General features: G+C 64.4%; 18 protein-coding genes. 12 read left to right on the plus strand and 6 right to left on the minus strand.

What is annotated here, in order from left to right; all coding sequences use genetic code 11:
• Positions 1 to 119 precede the first annotated feature (119 nt).
• The 4 genes from ACE10Z_RS20610 to ACE10Z_RS20625 form a co-directional block, all read right to left on the minus strand.
• Positions 120 to 470: a cupin domain-containing protein gene (locus tag ACE10Z_RS20610; protein WP_375789518.1), complete on the minus strand. Its 351-nt coding sequence runs from the start codon at positions 468 to 470 to the stop codon at positions 120 to 122.
• Positions 471 to 985: 515 nt separating this feature from the next.
• Positions 986 to 1,255, minus strand: coding sequence for a hypothetical protein (locus ACE10Z_RS20615; protein WP_375790134.1), 270 nt, complete (start codon positions 1,253 to 1,255; stop codon positions 986 to 988).
• On the minus strand, positions 1,240 to 1,506 hold the full coding sequence (locus tag ACE10Z_RS20620; RefSeq protein WP_050402285.1) for a GCG_CRPN prefix-to-repeats domain-containing protein: 267 nt from the start codon (positions 1,504 to 1,506) through the stop codon (positions 1,240 to 1,242). Before ACE10Z_RS20620 ends, ACE10Z_RS20615 begins: the two co-directional genes overlap by 16 nt.
• Positions 1,507 to 1,821: 315 nt before the next feature.
• Positions 1,822 to 2,517: a helix-turn-helix transcriptional regulator gene (locus ACE10Z_RS20625; protein WP_050402286.1), complete on the minus strand. Its 696-nt coding sequence runs from the start codon at positions 2,515 to 2,517 to the stop codon at positions 1,822 to 1,824.
• 93 nt (positions 2,518 to 2,610) lie between these two features.
• Here ACE10Z_RS20625 and ACE10Z_RS20630 point away from each other — a divergent pair, with 93 nt between their 5' ends.
• From ACE10Z_RS20630 to ACE10Z_RS20640, 3 genes are read left to right on the plus strand one after another with little or no spacing between them, the layout of a single operon-like run.
• Positions 2,611 to 2,919 (plus strand): NIPSNAP family protein, encoded by a 309-nt coding sequence (locus ACE10Z_RS20630; protein ID WP_176530679.1) that lies wholly within the window; start codon positions 2,611 to 2,613, stop codon positions 2,917 to 2,919.
• 32 nt (positions 2,920 to 2,951) lie between these two features.
• Positions 2,952 to 3,305 (plus strand): antibiotic biosynthesis monooxygenase, encoded by a 354-nt coding sequence (locus ACE10Z_RS20635; RefSeq protein WP_342711736.1) that lies wholly within the window; start codon positions 2,952 to 2,954, stop codon positions 3,303 to 3,305.
• Positions 3,306 to 3,361: 56 nt separating this feature from the next.
• Positions 3,362 to 4,180 carry an oxaloacetate decarboxylase gene (locus tag ACE10Z_RS20640; protein ID WP_375789519.1) on the plus strand — a complete coding sequence of 273 codons (819 nt, stop codon included), beginning with the start codon at positions 3,362 to 3,364 and terminating at the stop codon, positions 4,178 to 4,180.
• Between the two features lie 69 nt (positions 4,181 to 4,249).
• On the opposite strand, the gene ACE10Z_RS20645 is transcribed toward ACE10Z_RS20640, so the two are convergent.
• Positions 4,250 to 4,678, minus strand: a complete 429-nt coding sequence (locus ACE10Z_RS20645) for a hypothetical protein (RefSeq protein ID WP_375789520.1) — start codon at positions 4,676 to 4,678, stop codon at positions 4,250 to 4,252.
• A 257-nt stretch (positions 4,679 to 4,935) separates the two neighbouring features.
• On the opposite strand from ACE10Z_RS20645, the gene ACE10Z_RS20650 reads away from it, so the two are divergent.
• Positions 4,936 to 5,577, plus strand: coding sequence for a trimeric intracellular cation channel family protein (locus ACE10Z_RS20650; RefSeq protein ID WP_375789521.1), 642 nt, complete (start codon positions 4,936 to 4,938; stop codon positions 5,575 to 5,577).
• Between the two features lie 24 nt (positions 5,578 to 5,601).
• On the opposite strand, the gene ACE10Z_RS20655 is transcribed toward ACE10Z_RS20650, so the two are convergent.
• On the minus strand, positions 5,602 to 6,828 hold the full coding sequence (locus ACE10Z_RS20655; RefSeq protein ID WP_375789522.1) for a cytochrome c: 1,227 nt from the start codon (positions 6,826 to 6,828) through the stop codon (positions 5,602 to 5,604).
• A 234-nt stretch (positions 6,829 to 7,062) separates the two neighbouring features.
• Here ACE10Z_RS20655 and ACE10Z_RS20660 point away from each other — a divergent pair, with 234 nt between their 5' ends.
• The 8 genes from ACE10Z_RS20660 (at position 7,063) to ACE10Z_RS20695 (ending at position 16,898) form a co-directional block, all read left to right on the plus strand.
• Positions 7,063 to 10,557 carry an indolepyruvate ferredoxin oxidoreductase family protein gene (locus tag ACE10Z_RS20660; RefSeq protein WP_375789523.1) on the plus strand — a complete coding sequence of 1,165 codons (3,495 nt, stop codon included), beginning with the start codon at positions 7,063 to 7,065 and terminating at the stop codon, positions 10,555 to 10,557.
• A 201-nt stretch (positions 10,558 to 10,758) separates the two neighbouring features.
• Positions 10,759 to 11,079 (plus strand): DUF4262 domain-containing protein, encoded by a 321-nt coding sequence (locus ACE10Z_RS20665; RefSeq protein WP_375789886.1) that lies wholly within the window; start codon positions 10,759 to 10,761, stop codon positions 11,077 to 11,079.
• 278 nt (positions 11,080 to 11,357) lie between these two features.
• The gene (locus tag ACE10Z_RS20670) at positions 11,358 to 12,515 is read left to right on the plus strand and encodes a thiolase domain-containing protein (protein WP_298377584.1); all 1,158 of its coding nucleotides are present in this window, start codon (positions 11,358 to 11,360) and stop codon (positions 12,513 to 12,515) included.
• Positions 12,515 to 12,904, plus strand: coding sequence for a Zn-ribbon domain-containing OB-fold protein (locus ACE10Z_RS20675; RefSeq protein WP_375789524.1), 390 nt, complete (start codon positions 12,515 to 12,517; stop codon positions 12,902 to 12,904). The genes ACE10Z_RS20670 and ACE10Z_RS20675 overlap by 1 nt, the downstream gene beginning before the upstream one ends.
• Positions 12,905 to 13,106: 202 nt before the next feature.
• The gene (locus tag ACE10Z_RS20680; RefSeq protein ID WP_375789525.1) at positions 13,107 to 13,967 is read left to right on the plus strand and encodes a MaoC/PaaZ C-terminal domain-containing protein; all 861 of its coding nucleotides are present in this window, start codon (positions 13,107 to 13,109) and stop codon (positions 13,965 to 13,967) included.
• A 140-nt stretch (positions 13,968 to 14,107) separates the two neighbouring features.
• Positions 14,108 to 14,986: an SDR family oxidoreductase gene (locus ACE10Z_RS20685; RefSeq protein ID WP_375789526.1), complete on the plus strand. Its 879-nt coding sequence runs from the start codon at positions 14,108 to 14,110 to the stop codon at positions 14,984 to 14,986.
• 152 nt (positions 14,987 to 15,138) lie between these two features.
• Entirely contained in the window at positions 15,139 to 16,095 is a 957-nt protein-coding gene (locus ACE10Z_RS20690; protein WP_375789527.1) for a dihydrodipicolinate synthase family protein, read from the plus strand.
• A gap of 2 nt (positions 16,096 to 16,097) precedes the next feature.
• The gene (locus ACE10Z_RS20695; protein ID WP_375789528.1) at positions 16,098 to 16,898 is read left to right on the plus strand and encodes an NUDIX hydrolase; all 801 of its coding nucleotides are present in this window, start codon (positions 16,098 to 16,100) and stop codon (positions 16,896 to 16,898) included.
• The last annotated feature ends 96 nt before the right edge of the window (positions 16,899 to 16,994 follow it).

Here is a 16,994-nt window from a genome sequence, read left to right on the forward strand (position 1 = left end):
CACAGGCGGTCATCATTGAAAGACAGCGGAACGACGAGTCCCGTTCACCACACCAGCCGCGGAGTATGGGTCCCTGCTTTCGCAGGGACGACGAGCGGAGAGTGTCATGCCCAATGATACTAGCTGGATGCCAGCGGTACGTAGTCGTATTCGCCGACGCCCTGCAGAACCAGGAACGTCAGCGACGTCGTGCCGGCGTTGGTGACGAGGTGGGGGCGGGTCGGCCGGACGGCGTAGACCTCGCCGGGCTTCAGGCTCACTTCCTCCTTCGGCTCCTGCAGGAACAGCCGCATCTGTCCCTCCAGCACATAGAACGTGTCGGAGATGTTGCTGTGGGTGTGCCACGGCACTTGCTGGGTCGGCGAGAGCTGCAACTCCATGATGCGGAAGCCGGGGCGGGCGGCGTGCAGGGCGCGGCGCTCGACTTCGTAGAGGTGGCTGGCATCCTTGATCGGTTGTCCTGACTTCATGGCGGCCTCCCGGAGATGTTCTTGTAATGCGTGATGCTAGTTCCGATCGACGGTTCAACCGGTGGAATGGGCATGACGGGCAAGACGCAGCAGCGGGCGTGATGCGTGGGGCGGGTTAGCGCCAGCGTAACCCGCCGTCCTTGTTCCGCGCGACGGGCAGCGGGTTACGGCTTCGCCTAATCCGCCCTACAGAACGTTGGAGGAGGAGGCATTGTCGTGATGGCTGTGTGACGTCACGCGAACGCGAATGGGGCCGCGCGGCGTCGAACTCCATGAAACGTGAATGCGCGGTTCAGCGAGCGTTCAGGTCGCAGCGAAAAGACTGGCTGACGCAGTTGATCCCGCTCAGCAACAAAGGGAAACGCTCATGGAACGCCGGAATCTTCTAAAGATGGCCTTTGCCGTCGCTACCTGTGCGGCCGCCTTCGCAGCAACCGTGCAGGCAGCGCCGCTCGCACCGCTTCCCTTCAGCCGCGAGGCACATTCGCCCGTCGATCGCGATGCGCAACCGGCTGTCACCACGGGCGACGAGGTTGGTCGCTTGAAGCCCGAACAGGTGCACTGGCATCACCGCCACTGGGGCTGGCATCATCGGCACTGGCACCACCGCCATTGGGGTTGGCACCACCGGCATTGGCACCACAGGCATTGGGGCTGGCGCCATCATCATTGGCATCATCATCACTGGCGCCGCTGGTGATGTCGACGTGACGACGAAAAAGAAAAACCCCGCGCGAGGCGGGGTTTTGTTTATGCGGGTGCGCCGCGATCAGATCGGGCGGCAACGGCCGTAGCGCCACATGAATCCGTAGGGGCAGGCGCGGACGCGCGGCGCCACCACGACGGGGCGCTCGACCACGACCGGCGGGCGAACGACAACGGCGCCCGGAGCGACGACGACGGGGCCGCGGTTCCTGACGCAGCCGCCATACGGACCGCGGTGCCAGCCGGGGCCGCAGCCACCGGCAGCGTCAGCTGCGCTGATGCCGGCGAAAGCGGTCGTCACCAAAACTGCTGCTGCAAAAAGATACTTCATGACTTCTCCTTCTTAATGGGCCGCGCGCTGCGGCGCCGCAACAAACTTGAGATTACCGATTCGCCCGGCCGGATCATTGCAGAAGCCGTGCCCGATGTCGTCGACCATAATGTTGCGGACTGAATGCGACATGAATGTTGCGCATCACGCCTGCGTCAGTGCGTCGCAATCACGCTCAGCATCGTTTCAAAATATTTCGCGAGGCGCGCATCAGACGAAGCGCAGAGCGGCGAGGGCACCAAATGTATCGGAGAGCGAGACAAGCGAGACCGGAGCTCGCGAATGACGCGCCAGCGCTGACCTGAACGCGCGATCCTACTCGCCCGCGCCGAACAGCGCCGCGAACCGCTTCTCGCCGTTCCGCGAAAAATTGACCACGCGGCTGCCTGGCGCCGCATCGCGCGCCGCCCATTTCAATTCGGTGAAGCGGTCCATCATCGCAGCGCCCAGCGTGCCGGCGAGATGGTGGCGCCGCTCGCTCCAGTCGAGGCAGGCCTTGCACACCGGACGGCGCGGATGCGTCAGCGCATCGGCGTCGATCTGCAGCTCCTCGGCCATGAAGCGCTTGCCTTCGCCGGTCAGCTCGATCGCCTGCTTGCTCTGGCGCACCAGCTTCTGCCGCCTCATGCTGTCGAGCATCTGCACGCCGAGATCGCCGGCGAGATGGTCGTAGCAGATGCGGGCGCGGCGCAGCGCCGGATCTTTCGGCCCGGTGCGCACCCGCATATGACCGGCGCGGGCGGCAATGCCTTGCAGCCCCTCGAGCACGTCGGCGACGTCGGGGTCGGAGAGCCGATAGTAGCGGTGGCGGCCCTGCTTCTCGGGCTCGATCAGCCCGCCGGCCTCGAGCTTGGCGAGATGCGAGCTCGCCGTCTGCGGCGTGATGCCGGCCTCCTGCGCCAGTTCGCTCGCGGTCAGCGCGCGGCCGGTCATCAGTGCGGTCAGCATGTTGCAGCGTGCGGGATCGCCGACCAGAGCGGCGATCCGGGAGATGTCGGGTCCTGCTTTCATAGTTCGATGATAGCCGAAGCATCGAAGTCGGGCAAGCGGGTAGTGTGCATCGTGCCCGTCACCCGCAAAGACGAAAACATCTGGAGGCCATCAATGACCGTCACCGTCTTCATCCGCTACCAGCTCGATCCGTTCAAGCGTGCGATGTTCGAGGAGTATTCACGGAACTGGCTCTCGATCATCCCGCGCTGCGGCGGCGATCTGCTCGGTTACTGGATGCCGCACGAGGGCACCAACAACGTCGCCTTTGCGCTGATCTCGTTCGAAAGCCTTGCCGCCTACGAGGCCTATCGCGCGCGGCTGCGCCAGGACAGCGAGGGTATGGCGAACTTCAATTTCGCGGAACAAAACCGCTTCATCCTCGCCGAGGAGCGGACATTTCTGCGCAAGGTCGAGCTATAGTCGTTCCACAACAACAATGCGCGGAGGCGCCCATGATTGCCGTGATCTTCGAAGTCTGGCCGAAAGCCGAGCACCGGGAGCTCTATTTTGACCTGGCCGCCGAGTTGAAGCCGATCCTGCAGGAGATCGACGGCTTCATCTCGGTCGAGCGGTTCGAGAGCCTCACCGAGAAGGGCAAGTTCGTGTCGCTGTCATTCTTCCGCGACGAGGCTGCGGTCGAAGCCTGGCGCAACACGGTCGAGCACCGCCGCACCCAGGCCAAGGGCCGCGCGCGGATCTTCGAGAATTATCGGCTGCGGGTCGCGAGCGTGATGCGTGACTACGGCTTGAACGAGCGCGAGCAGGCACCGAAGGACAGCCGCGCGGTGCACGAAGGCAAGCTCTAGCGTTCACATATGCGCGTGCCTATCTCTGCGCGGCCAACGACTCCAGGGAGCGACCAATGCCACTGCCAACTGCTGACAAACGAGCCGCCTTCAAGAAGCTGCACGACAGCGGGTGTTTCATCATTCCGAACCCGTTCGATGTCGGCAGCGCCCGTGCCTTGCAACATCTCGGCTTCAAGGCGCTGGCCTCGACCAGCGCGGGCTTTGCCTGGACCATCGCCAAGGCCGACAACCGCGTCACCGTCGACGACGTCTGCGATCACCTGACCGCGGTGTGTGCGGCGGTCGATATCCCCGTCAACGCCGATTTCGAGGGCGGCTTCGCGGTCGCGCCGGACAAGGTTGCGATCAATGTAGCACGCGGCGTCAAGACTGGTGTCGCCGGGCTCTCGATCGAGGACTCGACGGGAGACGCGGCCAATCCGCTGTTCGAGCACAAGCTTGCGGTGGAGCGCATCAGGGCAGCGCGCAAAGCCATCGATGCCGACAACAGCGGCGTGCTGCTCACCGGCCGCTGCGAGGCGTTCCTGTGGGGCAAGAAGGACCTCAATCTGGTGATCGAGCGATTGCAGGCCTATTCGGAAGCCGGAGCGGATGTGTTGTATTCGCCGGGCATCTCGACCAAAGAGGAAATCACCGCGGTCGTGAAGGCGGTGGCGCCGAAGCCGGTCAATCTGTTGATCGGCGGCGCGTCCGACCTGACACTGCAAGCCGTCGCCGACCTCGGCGTGCGTCGGATCAGCGTCGGCGGGGCGCTGGCGCGGATGGCCTGGACCGGCGTCATGAAGGCGGCCAAGGAGATGGCCGAGAAGGGCACCTTCACCGAATTCGCCAACGGCTATCCCGGCGGCGAGCTCAACAAGATGTTCAAATAGACCTCGCGCAAAAAAAAAGCGGCGGGCCGTTTGGGCCCGCCGCTCGCGTCTGGTCAGTGTCATCACGCGTTACTTTGCATTCTCCGCCGGCGGAGCGGCCGGCTTGTTCATGTCCGACTTGTTCATGTCGGACGGCGGGGTCGACGGGTTGGCCGGCGCCGCGCCCGTGGTCACGCCGGGCTGGCTGTTCGGCTTCGGCGTCACGTCGCGCATACCCGGTGGCGGCGCGGCCGGGTTGACCGGCTGGGTCTGCGCGGTCTGTGTCGAGGGCGTCGTGCCGGCCTCGTGCACCGACGTATTGTTCAACCCGTAGAACAGCGCGCCGAGCACCACGGCCACCGCAACTGCGAACATCGTGACCTTGGTGCTGCTGGCCCGTCCCTCCTGGAGTTCCGGATCGGGCTGCAGCTCGTTGTCCAAGCTGTTGAAGCGCGCCTGACGGCGGATTTCGTCATCGGTCAGGTTGGCGCGATACGGATCGTCAGGGTTGTAAGCCATTTCAAAGTTCCTCCGTTAGCCCCCCAAGGCTAAGCGCAAAGGCTAAACGCAGGAGACAATGGCTGGCGCGTGAGGATGTTCCGCGCCAATGTTGCAACCTGTTCATGCTGGAACCGCGGTTCCCTGGAGCGTTTTCGAGCGAAGTGGATACCGGTTCGCGTGAAGAAAACGCGTCAAAACAAGAATCTAGAGCCCCGTTCCGATTCAATCGGAACGGGATAGGCTCTAGGTTCCGATTGTTCCATGAGGCCCGTTCAATGTGGACCATGCCGCCCACCGATTCAGTGCTGCACGTGCTCTCGTTCATCGCCGTTGCGGCGCAGTCGATGACGGCGGCGCTGGCGGCCGGCAGGCGCAGCATGGATTGGGCCGGGGTCTGCATGCTCGGGGCGATCACCGCGCTCGGCGGCGGCACCATCCGCGACGTGCTGCTCGGGCATTATCCGCTGCTCTGGGTCGCGCAGCCGATCTACCTGGCGATCGCGGCGGCCGGCGCCTTCGCCACCATCCTGCTGGCGCGGCTGGTGCACCGGCTTAATCTCGCCTTCCTGGTGCTCGATGCGATCGGGCTTGTGGTGTTCACCATGGCCGGCTGCGACGTAGCCTGGCAGGTCGACGCCTCGCTTCCGATCGTGATCGTGTCCGGCATGATCACCGGCTGCGCCGGCGGCGTGCTGCGCGACATCCTCTGCAACGAGGTCCCGCTGCTGTTTCGCAGCGAGCTCTACGCCAGCGTCTCGGTGGTGACAGGGCTGTTCTATGCGACCGCGTTCGGCTTGAACCTCAACCCGCAGGCCTGGACCGCGCTGACCTTCGTGCTCGGCCTGACGTTCCGGATGCTCGCCATCCGCTACAAATGGGAGATGCCGAAATTTGTGTTCGGCAGCGAGGACCGCTGATCAGCTATTTCGCCATCCGCGCTCTTATTTCGCTGTCCGCGCCTTGGCGACCTCGTCAGCCGTCACGGCCGGCGCCGCATTGCCCCAGGCATTGCGGATATAGGTCGCGACGTCGGCGACCTCCTGGTCGGAGAGTTTCGGATAGGCCGGCATCGAGCCTGCATTCGGCGCGCGCGGCGTGGTGACGCTCTGCGCGCCGTCGAGGATGATGCGCAGCGTGCTCGCAGGATTCGCCGATTGCAAATTGGCGTTGCCGGGCAGCGGCGGATAGATCCGCGGCGCGCCCGAGCCATCGAGCTCGTGGCAGGCGATGCAGGCCCCGCGATAGATCCGCTCGCCGTTGCTCATCTGCGCCGGCGAGGGCGGAGTGACCTGCGGCTCCGGCGCGCCGGCCGGCAGGCTCTTCAGATAGACCGCGATCGCGCGCACATCGGCATCGCTCATCTTCGAGGTCGAGTTGACCACGACCTCGGACATCAAGGGACCGGCATGGCTGTGCCCGTTGCGGCCGCTTTGCAGATATTCGGCGATGTCACTGGCGCTCCAGGATTTCAGCCCGCTGCGCTCCGCGCCATCGAGCCTTGGCGCGAACATGCCCTGGACCATGCTGCCACTGAGCGCCTGGTCGCGCCTGTCGGCGCCGAACGCGTTCTTCGGCGTATGGCAGGCGCCGCAATGGGCGATGGCCTCGACGAGGTAGCGGCCGCGATTCCATTCCGCAGCCTTGCTCTGGTCGGGCTGAATGATGCCCGGCGTGAAGAACAGGGCGTTCCAGGCCCGCATCAGCACGCGGTAATTCAGCGGCCAGCGCAGCTCCGGCGGCGGAGCCTTGTTGCTGACCGGCGCAAGCGTCGCGAGATAGGCGCGGATCGCCAGGATGTCGTCGCGGATCAGCTTCGTGAAAGACGGATAGGGGAAGGCGGGATAATAGTGCGCTCCGTTTGGCGAGACGCCTATCCGCAGCGCGCGGAGGAAATCGTCGTCGTTCCAGCCGCCGATGCCGGTATCGCGATCAGGGGTCAGGTTCGGCGAAAACACCGCACCGAATGGCGTGTCGATCCGCTTGCCGCCGGCGAACGGCTTTGCCGGGTCGGCTGTGTGGCAGCTCGCGCAGTCGCCGGCGATCGTGAGCGCCTTGCCGCGGGCGACGATGTCGTCGGTTGGCGTAGCGGTGCATTCGCGGGCCGCGAACGCACTGCACAACAGCACACTGGCCAGAATCGCACCGGTCGCTCGATGTCGCCGCCGCATCCATTCACCTTCCGGTCCACAAGACGCGTTACGCCATTTCGCCGCAGGCCCGTCCAGCGACAGAAACCGAAACGGCCCTGCAATATTCCCGGCACGATATTGCGATTTTTGAGCGACGGGCTTGGTCGCCCAGAATTGTGCTGCGCGGGCCGGAAAATCCGACATAGACTGGTTCTAACAAGTTCGGATGACTAGCTAAAAAGCAGGCGTCGCGACCAGCGCAAAGAGGGCTAAATGGGAATCAACCAAGGGCCTATCAGCCTCGACCAGAAATACACCCAAGGCACCGGCCACGTCTTCATGACCGGGATCCAGGCGCTGGTCCGCCTGCCCATGGCGCAGATCAGACGAGACCGCGCCGCAGGGCTCAACACGGCAGGTTTCATCTCCGGCTATCGCGGTTCCCCCCTCGGCGGCTATGACCAGCAGCTGTTCGCCGCCCGCAAGCATCTCGAGCAGTACAACATCAAATTCCAGCCCGGCGTGAACGAGGACCTCGCGGCCACCGCGATCTGGGGCTCGCAGCAGCTCGCTTTGTCGCCCGGCGCCAAATATGATGGCGCGGTCGGCATCTGGTACGGCAAGGGCCCCGGCGTCGACCGCTGCGGCGACGTCTTCCGCCACGGCAATGCGGCGGGCTCCGCCAAGCATGGCGGCGTGCTCTGCCTTGCCGGTGACGACCACGGCGCAAAGTCCTCCACCGTCCCGCATCAGTCCGACCACGCCTTCATCTCCGCGCTGATGCCCTACCTCTATCCTTCCAGCATCCACGAAATGATCGAGATGGGCCTGCTGGGCATCGCGATGTCGCGCTATTCCGGCTGCTGGGTCGGCATGAAGGTGATCACCGAGACCGTCGAGACCACGGCCGAGATCGACCTCACCGATGAGATGACGCCGTTCATCATTCCGGCCGATTTTGAGCTGCCGCCGGGCGGCCTCAACATCCGCTGGCCCGACGACCGCTTCGAGCAGGACCGCCGGCTGCAGGACTACAAGGGCTTTGCCGCGATCGCCTTTGCCCGCGCCAACAAGGTCAACCGCATCACCATGGATTCGCCGAACGCGCGTTACGGCATCATGGCCTCCGGCAAGAGCTACGAAGATATCCGCCAGGCGCTGCGCGAGCTCGGCATCACGCCCGAGATCGCCGCCAAGATCGGCATTCGTCTCTACAAGATCGGCATGCCCTGGCCGCTGGAGCCGGAAGGCGTACGCAGTTTCGCCGTCGGACTCGAGGAGATCTTCATTGTCGAGGAGCGCCGCGAGATCGTCGAGAACCAGGTCAAGCAGGAGTTGTTCAACTGGCGCGACGATGTACGCCCGCGCATCGTCGGCAAGATGGACGATCACGACAAGCGCTTCCTGACCTTCGCCGCCGAGCTCAGCGTGGCCTCGCTTGCGAGCTCGCTCACCGAACGGCTGCTTCGACTTAATCTCAACCCTGAAATCACCGAGATGCTGCGCGCCAAGGCCGACTGGTTCAACGGCCGCCAGTCGACGCAGATGCAGGCGACGGCACCGGTCAGCCGCACGCCGTATTTCTGCTCGGGCTGCCCGCACAACACCTCGACCAAGGTGCCGGAAGGCAGCCGCGCGCTCGGCGGCATCGGCTGCCACTTTATGGCGCTGTGGATGAACCGCTCGACCGAGACCTTTACCCATATGGGCGGCGAGGGCGTGCCGTGGGTCGGCATCGCGCCGTTCACCAACGAGAACCACATCTTCGCCAATCTCGGCGACGGCACCTATTTCCATTCCGGCATTCTGGCGATCCGCCAGTCGATCGCCTCCAAGGCCAACATCACCTACAAGATCCTCTACAACGACGCCGTCGCCATGACCGGCGGCCAGCGCCACGACGGCGATCTGTCGCCGCAGCAGATCACCTTCCAACTCCACGCCGAAGGCATCCGCGAAATCTACCTGGTCTCGGAAAATCCCGACGCCTATCCCGCCGATACCATTGCGCCCGGCGTCAAGCTGTTCCATCGCGATGAGCTCGAGAACGTCCAGAAGATGTGCCGCGACACCAAGGGCACGTCGGCGATCGTGTTCGTGCAGACCTGCGCCGCGGAAAAGCGCCGTCGCCGCAAGCGCGGCCTGATGGAAGATCCGGCGCGCCGCGTGCTGATCAACCCTGCCGTCTGCGAAGGCTGCGGCGACTGTTCGGTGCAGTCGAACTGCATCTCGGTCGAGCCGCTGGAGACCGAGTTGGGCCGCAAGCGCACCATCAACCAGTCGACCTGCAACAAGGACTATTCCTGCGTGAAGGGTTTTTGTCCGTCCTTCGTCACGGTCGACGGCGGCACCCTGAAGCGGCGCGCGCCGACCGAGCTTGGCGATATCGGCGCCTTGCCGGAGCCGGCCTCGAAGCTCGCGCTCGACCGGCCCTACAACATCGCGGTCGGCGGCGTCGGCGGCACCGGCGTCTTGACGATCGGCGCGCTGCTCGGCATGGCCGCGCACATCGAGGGCAAGGCCTCGATGATCCTCGACATGTCCGGCCTTGCGCAGAAGGGCGGCGCGGTGCTCAGCCACGTGCGGCTCTCCGAGCACACCGCTGACGTGACCTGCTCGCGCATCGTGACCGGCACGGCCGATCTCGTCCTTGCGGCCGATGAAGTCGTGGCGGTGTCGAAGGACACCATCACGCTGTGCGATGCGAGCCGTACCGTCGGCGTCATCAACAGCCACATCATCCCGACCGCGGATTTCATCCTGAACCGCGACTTCAATTTCCAGAGCCGCAAGGTCAACAGCGTGCTGGAGACCGAGCTGCGCAAGGACTCCGCCTTCTTCGACTTCACCAAGCCGGCCGAAACGCTGCTCGGAGACTCCATCGCCACCAACATCATGATGATGGGCTTTGCCTATCAGCGCGGGCTGCTGCCGCTGTCGGCGGAATCGATCCAGCAGGCGATCGAGGTCAATGGAGTCTCGATCAAGATGAACAGGCAGGCGTTCCAGCTCGGGCGCCTGGCCGCGGCCGATCCGGCGCGGCTCGCCGCGATGATGAAGGGGCAGGATGACGACGCAGCCCCGGTCAAGTCGCTGGATGCGATGTCGCTCGACGAGATCATCGCCCATCGCATGGACCTTCTGACCGGCTATCAGAACGCGCGTCTGGCAAAGCGCTACCGCAAGCTGGTCGATCAGGTGCGCGACGCCGCCACCAAGGGCGGCTACGGCGAGGCGCTGCCGCGTGCGGTCGCGATCAACTACGCCAAGCTGCTCGCCTACAAGGACGAGTATGAGGTGGCGCGGCTGTTCACCGACGGCCGCTTCGAGAAGCAGCTGCGCGGCCAGTTCGAAGGCGACTTCAAGTTCAACTTCAATCTCGCGCCGCCGATCCTCGGTGGCGGGCTCGACGCCCAGGGCCGTCCGAAGAAGCGCGCCTTCGGTTCTTGGATGATGTCGGCGTTCAAGGTGCTGGCGCGATTCCGCTTCCTGCGCGGCACGCCGCTCGACATCTTCGGCTACAACGCCGACCGCAAGCTCGAGCGCGATCTGATCGCGGGCTACGAGAAGGATGTCGCGACCGTGTTGAGCCTGTTGTCGCCGCTCAATCACGACATCGCGGTCGAACTGCTGTCGCTGCCCGACCGCATCCGCGGCTATGGTCCGGTGAAGGAGAAGGCGATCAAGGACGCAAAGGTTCGCTACGCGCAACTCGCCGCCGACCTCGCCAACCCGCCGCCCGCACCGCGGCAGATGGCGGCGGAGTAGGGAGGCTCTTGCTAAAGCCATGCTCACAGCGCTCGATGCATCTCCGGAGCGGCTAGACAAGCACGAGCAGAACTTCGTTGAGCAAATCCGAAGACACGGTTGGTTCGGCACGCATGTCGGATCGGATGACATCGGTCCGGGATTCTCGTACACGACCGGGTTTGGCTGAAGTTCAAATTCCCGGAATTGATCTTGTTCTCGATGTCGAGAGAGAGCGCTCACAATACGTTCTGGCACATCTATCGCGAACTCGACGCTGGACGACGTTTTCCCGTTGGCGAGCCAACTGGAGAGATATTTGAGAATGTGCCGGCCGTGCTGCTTCAGGTGGCTGTCGAACAATACAGAGCCCATCTCGGGTGGAGCAGATGGTTCTACGGGAATGGCGAGTTTGAATGCCTCCAGCTGATATATCCTGATCGAAGCGGGGCGTTTCCCTGGGCGCCAGGATCGTTGGTGGATTTTCGGGCCGCTCAGCCCGACTTGACCGCCGGCAATTGGGCCGGGCTGCGCGATCGATAGCGCGCGTTGTGGCGAGCAGAGAAGGAGTCTGTAGGATGGGTGGAGCGAAGCGATACCCATCATCGGCACCGCGGATTTGGGTTGATCGGTTTCGCTTCGCTCTACCCATCCTGAGCACTGCCATCTTGGCGACGCCGACCCAATACGATTGCCGTCTATAATCGTATCGGGTTGCGTCCATCTCGGCGGTCTCGCCTGACGGAATATTTCCGCGCTTGCCAAGGTCGCGCCGCCGGTTCAGAAAAACGCTGGAGCGAGAAACGCCAGCGGAGAGCGATTTGACCATCAAGGGCAAGGCCTACATTGCCGGGATCTACGAGCATCCCACCCGGCATGCACCCGATAAATCAACAGCACAGCTGCACGCCGAGGTCGCCAAGGGTGCGATCGAGGATGCCGGGCTCACCAAGGACGATATCGACGGCTATTTCTGCGCCGGCGATGCGCCGGGCGGGCTGTGGCCGATGGTCGATTATCTCGGCCTCAACACCAAGAAGCTGCGCCACGTCGACTCCACCGAGACCGGTGGCTGTTCCTATCTGATCCATCTCGGCCACGCCGCCGAGGCGATTGCCGCCGGCAAGTGCTCGGTCGCGCTGGTCACGCTGGCGGGCAAGCCGCGCACCGGCCCGATGCCGCCGCGCGCCTCGGGCGCCGAGGCCGATTTCGAATTGGCTTACGGGGCTACCACGCACAATGCCTATGGCATGTGTGCCATGCGCCATATGCACGACTACGGCACCACCTCCGAGCAGCTCGCCTGGATCAAGGTCGCGGCCTCGCATCACGCGCAATACAATCCGCATGCGATGCTGAAGGAGGTCGTCACCGTCGAGGACGTCCTCAACTCGCCGATGATCTCCGATCCGCTGCACCGGATGGACTGCTGCGTCGTCACCGACGGCGGCGGCGCGATGATCGTCACCACCCCGGAGATCGCCAAGAGCCTGAAGAGGCCGCTGGTTCGCCTGATCGGCCACGGCGAGGCGATGAAGGGCCCGCGTGGCGGCAAGGATCTCGATCTGACCTATTCCGCCGGCGTGTGGTCCGGCCCGCGTGCTTTCGAAGAGGCAGGAGTGACGCCGAAGGACATCAAATACGCCTCGATCTATGACAGCTTCACCATCACGGTGCTGATGCAGCTCGAGGATCTCGGCTTCTGCAAGAAGGGCGAGGGCGGCAAGTTCGTCGCCGACGGCAATCTGATCTCGGGGGTCGGCAAGCTGCCGTTCAACACCGATGGCGGCGGCCTGTGCAGCAACCATCCCGTCAATCGCGGCGGCATGACGAAAATCCTCGAGGCGGTACGCCAGTTGCGCGGCGAGGCGCATCCGAAGGTGCAGGTGCAGAACTGCGACCTCGCGATCGCCCACGGCACCGGCGGTCTGCTCGGCGTTCGCCACGCCGCCTCAACCTGCATTCTGGAGCGTGCGTGATGTCTGAAGCGAAGAAGTACATTGCCCCAGTGACCAACCCCGAGACCGCGCCGTTCTGGGAAGCGGCGAAAGCGGGCAAGTTCATGATCAAGCGCTGCACCACCTGCGGCGAAGCGCATTACTTCCCGCGCGCGATCTGCCCGTTCTGCTTCTCCGACAAGACGGTGTGGGAAGAGTCGAGCGGCGAGGCCACGGTCTACACCTACAGCCTGATGCGGAAGTCGCCGACCGGTCCCTATGCGATCGCCTATGTGACGCTGAAGGAAGGTCCCTCGCTGCAGACCAACATCGTCGATTGCGATCTGGAGAAGGTGAAGATCGGCCAGAAGGTGAAGGTGGTGTGGAAGCCGACCGACGGCGCCCCGCTGCCGTTCTTCACGCCGGCGTAAGTACCTTCTCCCCTTGTGGGAGAAGGTGGCGGCCGAAGGCCGCCGGATGAGGGGTTCTTTCCGCGAACGATAGTCTCTCTGCGGCGCGAACCCCTCACCGAAGCGAGTTTGTGACGACTGCCGGTGCAGCCCTTTCCCCCAAGGGAAGAGGGCACATCAATTGGCAGCGCAAAGCGAGAAAGAGTTCGGGGAGAAAACAACAATGCCAATCGTGTACGAACAGCTGATGGCCCTGAAAAATCTCGGCCAGAAATACAGCTACAGCGATCGCGACGTGATGCTCTATGCCTATGGCATCGGCCTCGGTGCCGATCCGATGGACGAGAAGGAACTTGCCTTCGTCAATGAGGGCGTGCTGACGCCGCGGCCCCTCAGGGTGGTGCCGACCTTCGCGTCGGTCGCAGCCTGGGGCGCCGGCCCCGGCGAGATGAACCTCAACCGCGTGATGGTGGTCGACGGCGAGCGCGACATCACCTTCCACAAGCCGTTCGCGACCGCGGCCCACATCACGGCCGATTCGACCGTGCTCGACGTGTTCGACAAGGGCAAGGACAAGGGCGCGGTGATCCGCCATCAGACCGTGCTCAGGTGCGAGAAGGGCGACAAGCTTGCGACGCTCGTCGCCTCGCGCTTCGCCCGCGGCGACGGCGGCTTCGGCGGCCCGTCGGACGGCCAGCCCGAGCCGCACAAGGTGCCGGAGCGCGCGCCGGACAGGGTGGTCGACATCACGACGCGGCCCGACCAGGCGCTGATCTACCGGCTCTGTGGCGACCGCAATCCGCTGCACTCCGACCCGGAGTTCGCCAAGAAGGCCGGCTTCCCGCGGCCGATCCTGCACGGCATGTGCACCTATGGCATCACCTGCCGCGGCGTGCTGCAGACCTATGCCGATTACGATCCGTCCGCCTTCAAGCAGCACGTGGCGCGGTTCTCCTCGCCGGTATTTCCCGGCGAGACCGTGACCATGGAACTGTGGAAGGACGGCAACGTGGTGTCGTTCGAAGCCAAGGTGAAGTCGCGCGGCGTCACCGTGATCAAGAGCGGCAAGACGGTGCTGGCGTAGCTCTCGTGCCCCGGACGCAGCGCAGCGCGCAAGCGGTGCGATGCAGAGCCGGGGCCAATCGCCGGGCCTGGGTCCCGGCTCAGCGAAGCAGCGTTTCACGCTGCATCGCGTCCGGGACAAGAAACAACGGAGAAACAACCATGGGACTACTCGACGGCAAGGTGGCGCTGATCACGGGCGCCGGCGGCGGACTTGGTGAAGCCTACGCAAAGCTGTTTGCGCGCGAGGGCGCGGCCGTGGTGGTCAACGACCTCGGCGGACCGCGCGACGGCTCGGGCTCCGACAAGTCGATGGCCGACAAGGTAGTTGACGCGATCAAGGCCGAGGGCGGCCGCGCGGTCGCCAACGGTGCCGATATCTCGACCCTGGCCGGCGGCCAGTCGGTGTTCGACGATGCGATCAAGCATTTTGGCCGTGCCGACATCCTGGTCAACAACGCCGGCATCCTGCTCGACGAGACCTTCCACAAGGCCAAAGAAGAGAACTGGGACAGGGTGATGAAGGTGCATCTGAAGGGCACCTTCTGCTGTACCCAGCCGGTGTTCAAATGGATGCGCGACAATGGCGGCGGCGTCATCGTCAACACCTCCTCGACCTCGGGCCTGATCGGCAATTTCGGCCAGACCAATTACGGCGCAGCCAAGGGCGGCATCTGGGGCCTCTCCAACGTGCTGGCGATCGAGGGCCGCAAGTACAACATCCGGATCTGGACGCTGGCGCCCGGCGCGCTGACCCGCATGACCGCAGACCTGCCGCGCTACAAGGAGAACCCGGGCGCGGCGCTCGGCCCGGACGGTATCGCGCCGGCCGTGCTCTACATGGTCAGCGATCTGTCGGGCGACCAGACCGGCAAGGTCCTGGGCGTCTCGGGCCCGCGTGGCGTCCGCGAGATGCGGATGATGGAAATGGAAGGCTGGAAGCCGCCCTTTACCGGCTGGAGGGCCGAGGACATCGCCACCCACGCCAAGGAGATCTTCTTCTCCGAGGAGCAGATCAAGATGGGCGCGCGGCGGTTCTGATGTATACCGTCATTCCGGGGCGCGCAGTGCGCGAACCCCAATGCGCAGTTGCGCATTGTGGAATCTCGAGGTTCTCAGGTGCGCAATTGCGCACCTGAGGCCTAGTGCTAGCGCACCATCCCGGAACGACGGACCAGAGGATAGACCCACCCATGACCAAACTCACCGCCCAGGCCGCAGGAACCTTCGCGATCGCGCCGACCCCGTTCCATGACGACGGCCGTATCGACGAGGCATCGATCGACCGGCTGACCGATTTCTACACCGAGGTCGGCTGCGACGGCGTCACGGTGCTCGGCATCCTCGGCGAGGCGCCGAAGCTCGATGCCGCCGAGGCGGAGCAGGTCGCGCTGCGCTTCGTCAAGCGCGCCAGGAAGCTGCAGGTGATCGTCGGCGTCTCGGCGCCGGGCTTTGCCACGATGCGCTCGCTGGCGAAGAAGTCGATGGATGCGGGCGCCGCCGGTGTCATGATCGCGCCGCCGCCGCATCTGCGCACCGACGACCAGATCACAGGCTATTTCAAGCAGGCGCAGGAAGCGATCGGCGACGATATTCCCTGGGTGCTGCAGGACTATCCGCTGACGCTCACCGTCGTGTTCACGCCCGCCGTGATCCGCAAGATCGTGATGGATTCGCCGTCCTGCGTGATGCTCAAGCACGAGGACTGGCCGGGCTTGGAGAAGATCTCGACCTTGCGCAACTTCCAGAAGGACGGCTCGCTGCGGCCGCTGTCGATCCTGGTCGGCAATGGCGGCCTGTTCCTCGATTTCGAGATGGAGCGGGGCGCCGACGGCGCGATGACCGGCTATGCCTTCCCCGAGCTCCTGATCGACGTCGTCAATCTGTCGAAGGCCGGAAAACGCGATGCCGCGCATGATCTGTTCGACGCGCATCTGCCGCTGATCCGCTACGAGCAGCAGCCGGGCGTGGGCCTCACCGTGCGCAAATACGTACTGCAGAAGCGCGGCATCATCTCCTCCAGCGCCCAGCGCAAGCCCGGTGCGGTCATCACGCCGCAGGCGAGGGCGGAGGTCGACTATCTGCTCTCCCGCGTGGCGCGCGTCGATCGCCGCGCCAATCTGCAACCGCAATCCAGTGCAGCAGGATAATTATGACAGAGATCGTTGCCCCGCGCCTTGCGTCGACCGTGCTGCTGCTGCGTGACGGTGCGTCGTCACGCGAAATCGAAGTCTTCATGATGGTCCGCCATCATCAGATCGAGTTCAACTCGGGGGCGCTGGTGTTTCCGGGCGGCAGCGTCGACAAGAACGACAAGGAGATCGCCGCCGATCCTGCTCTCTATTCGGGTGGCGAAGGCCTTGACGGCGACGCGCTCGGTTTCCGCATCGCCGCGATCCGCGAGACCTTCGAGGAGAGCGGCATCCTGCTGGCGCGGCCACAGGGATCGAAGGACCTGGTCGACGCCCGGCGTGCGAACGAGATCGCGACTGCACATCGAGCGGCGTTGAACGAAGGCAAGATCACCTTCCTCAAGGTGCTGACCGACAACGGCATGGTGCTGGCGCTCGATGAGCTCGTGCCGTATGCGCACTGGATCACGCCGGAGGGCATGCCGAAGCGCTTCGACACCTGGTTCTTCCTCGCTGCCGCACCGCCCGAGCAGCTCGGCGCCCATGACGGCAAGGAATCGACCGACTCGATCTGGGTGTCGACGCGCGAGGCGCTGGAAGGCGGCGAGACCGGCCGCTTCAAGCTGCCGTTCCCGACCACGCGCAATCTGATCAGGCTCGGCAAGCAGCCGAATGTCGGTGCCGCGCTCGCCGACAGCAAGGGCAAGTCGATCGTCGCCGTCATGCCCGTGATGACCAAGACCGCCACCGGCCGCCAGCTCCGCATTCCCAAGGAAGCCGGCTACGACGGCGAGGTGTTCGACGTCGGCGCGATGGGCTGAGGTCGCCCGCGCCGGCGCTGCAAAACTTCGGCGAGTATCGAAGTATCGCCACCGGAAGCTCGCTATAACCACGTCGGTCACCGCACTGGGCCAATT

The sequence above is a fragment of the Bradyrhizobium sp. Pha-3 genome (genome assembly GCF_042258615.1).
Classification (GTDB): Bacteria; Pseudomonadota; Alphaproteobacteria; order Rhizobiales; family Xanthobacteraceae; genus Bradyrhizobium.

Excerpts from the sequence above, each read along its gene's own strand:
- ACE10Z_RS20640 (WP_375789519.1), top strand. The coding sequence starts at position 3,362 with ATGCCACTGCCAACTGCTGACAAACGAGCCGCCTTCAAGAAGCTGCAC.
- ACE10Z_RS20695 (WP_375789528.1), top strand. The coding sequence starts at position 16,098 with ATGACAGAGATCGTTGCCCCGCGCCTTGCGTCGACCGTGCTGCTGCTG.
- ACE10Z_RS20680 (WP_375789525.1), top strand. The coding sequence starts at position 13,107 with ATGCCAATCGTGTACGAACAGCTGATGGCCCTGAAAAATCTCGGCCAG.
- ACE10Z_RS20635 (WP_342711736.1), top strand. The coding sequence starts at position 2,952 with ATGATTGCCGTGATCTTCGAAGTCTGGCCGAAAGCCGAGCACCGGGAG.
- ACE10Z_RS20645 (WP_375789520.1), bottom strand. The coding sequence starts at position 4,678 with ATGGCTTACAACCCTGACGATCCGTATCGCGCCAACCTGACCGATGAC.
- ACE10Z_RS20650 (WP_375789521.1), top strand. The coding sequence starts at position 4,936 with ATGTGGACCATGCCGCCCACCGATTCAGTGCTGCACGTGCTCTCGTTC.
- ACE10Z_RS20665 (WP_375789886.1), top strand. The coding sequence starts at position 10,759 with ATGTCGAGAGAGAGCGCTCACAATACGTTCTGGCACATCTATCGCGAA.
- ACE10Z_RS20610 (WP_375789518.1), bottom strand. The coding sequence starts at position 470 with ATGAAGTCAGGACAACCGATCAAGGATGCCAGCCACCTCTACGAAGTC.
- ACE10Z_RS20660 (WP_375789523.1), top strand. The coding sequence starts at position 7,063 with ATGGGAATCAACCAAGGGCCTATCAGCCTCGACCAGAAATACACCCAA.
- ACE10Z_RS20690 (WP_375789527.1), top strand. The coding sequence starts at position 15,139 with ATGACCAAACTCACCGCCCAGGCCGCAGGAACCTTCGCGATCGCGCCG.
- ACE10Z_RS20625 (WP_050402286.1), bottom strand. The coding sequence starts at position 2,517 with ATGAAAGCAGGACCCGACATCTCCCGGATCGCCGCTCTGGTCGGCGAT.
- ACE10Z_RS20620 (WP_050402285.1), bottom strand. The coding sequence starts at position 1,506 with ATGAAGTATCTTTTTGCAGCAGCAGTTTTGGTGACGACCGCTTTCGCC.
- ACE10Z_RS20655 (WP_375789522.1), bottom strand. The coding sequence starts at position 6,828 with ATGCGGCGGCGACATCGAGCGACCGGTGCGATTCTGGCCAGTGTGCTG.
- ACE10Z_RS20675 (WP_375789524.1), top strand. The coding sequence starts at position 12,515 with ATGTCTGAAGCGAAGAAGTACATTGCCCCAGTGACCAACCCCGAGACC.
- ACE10Z_RS20630 (WP_176530679.1), top strand. The coding sequence starts at position 2,611 with ATGACCGTCACCGTCTTCATCCGCTACCAGCTCGATCCGTTCAAGCGT.
- ACE10Z_RS20685 (WP_375789526.1), top strand. The coding sequence starts at position 14,108 with ATGGGACTACTCGACGGCAAGGTGGCGCTGATCACGGGCGCCGGCGGC.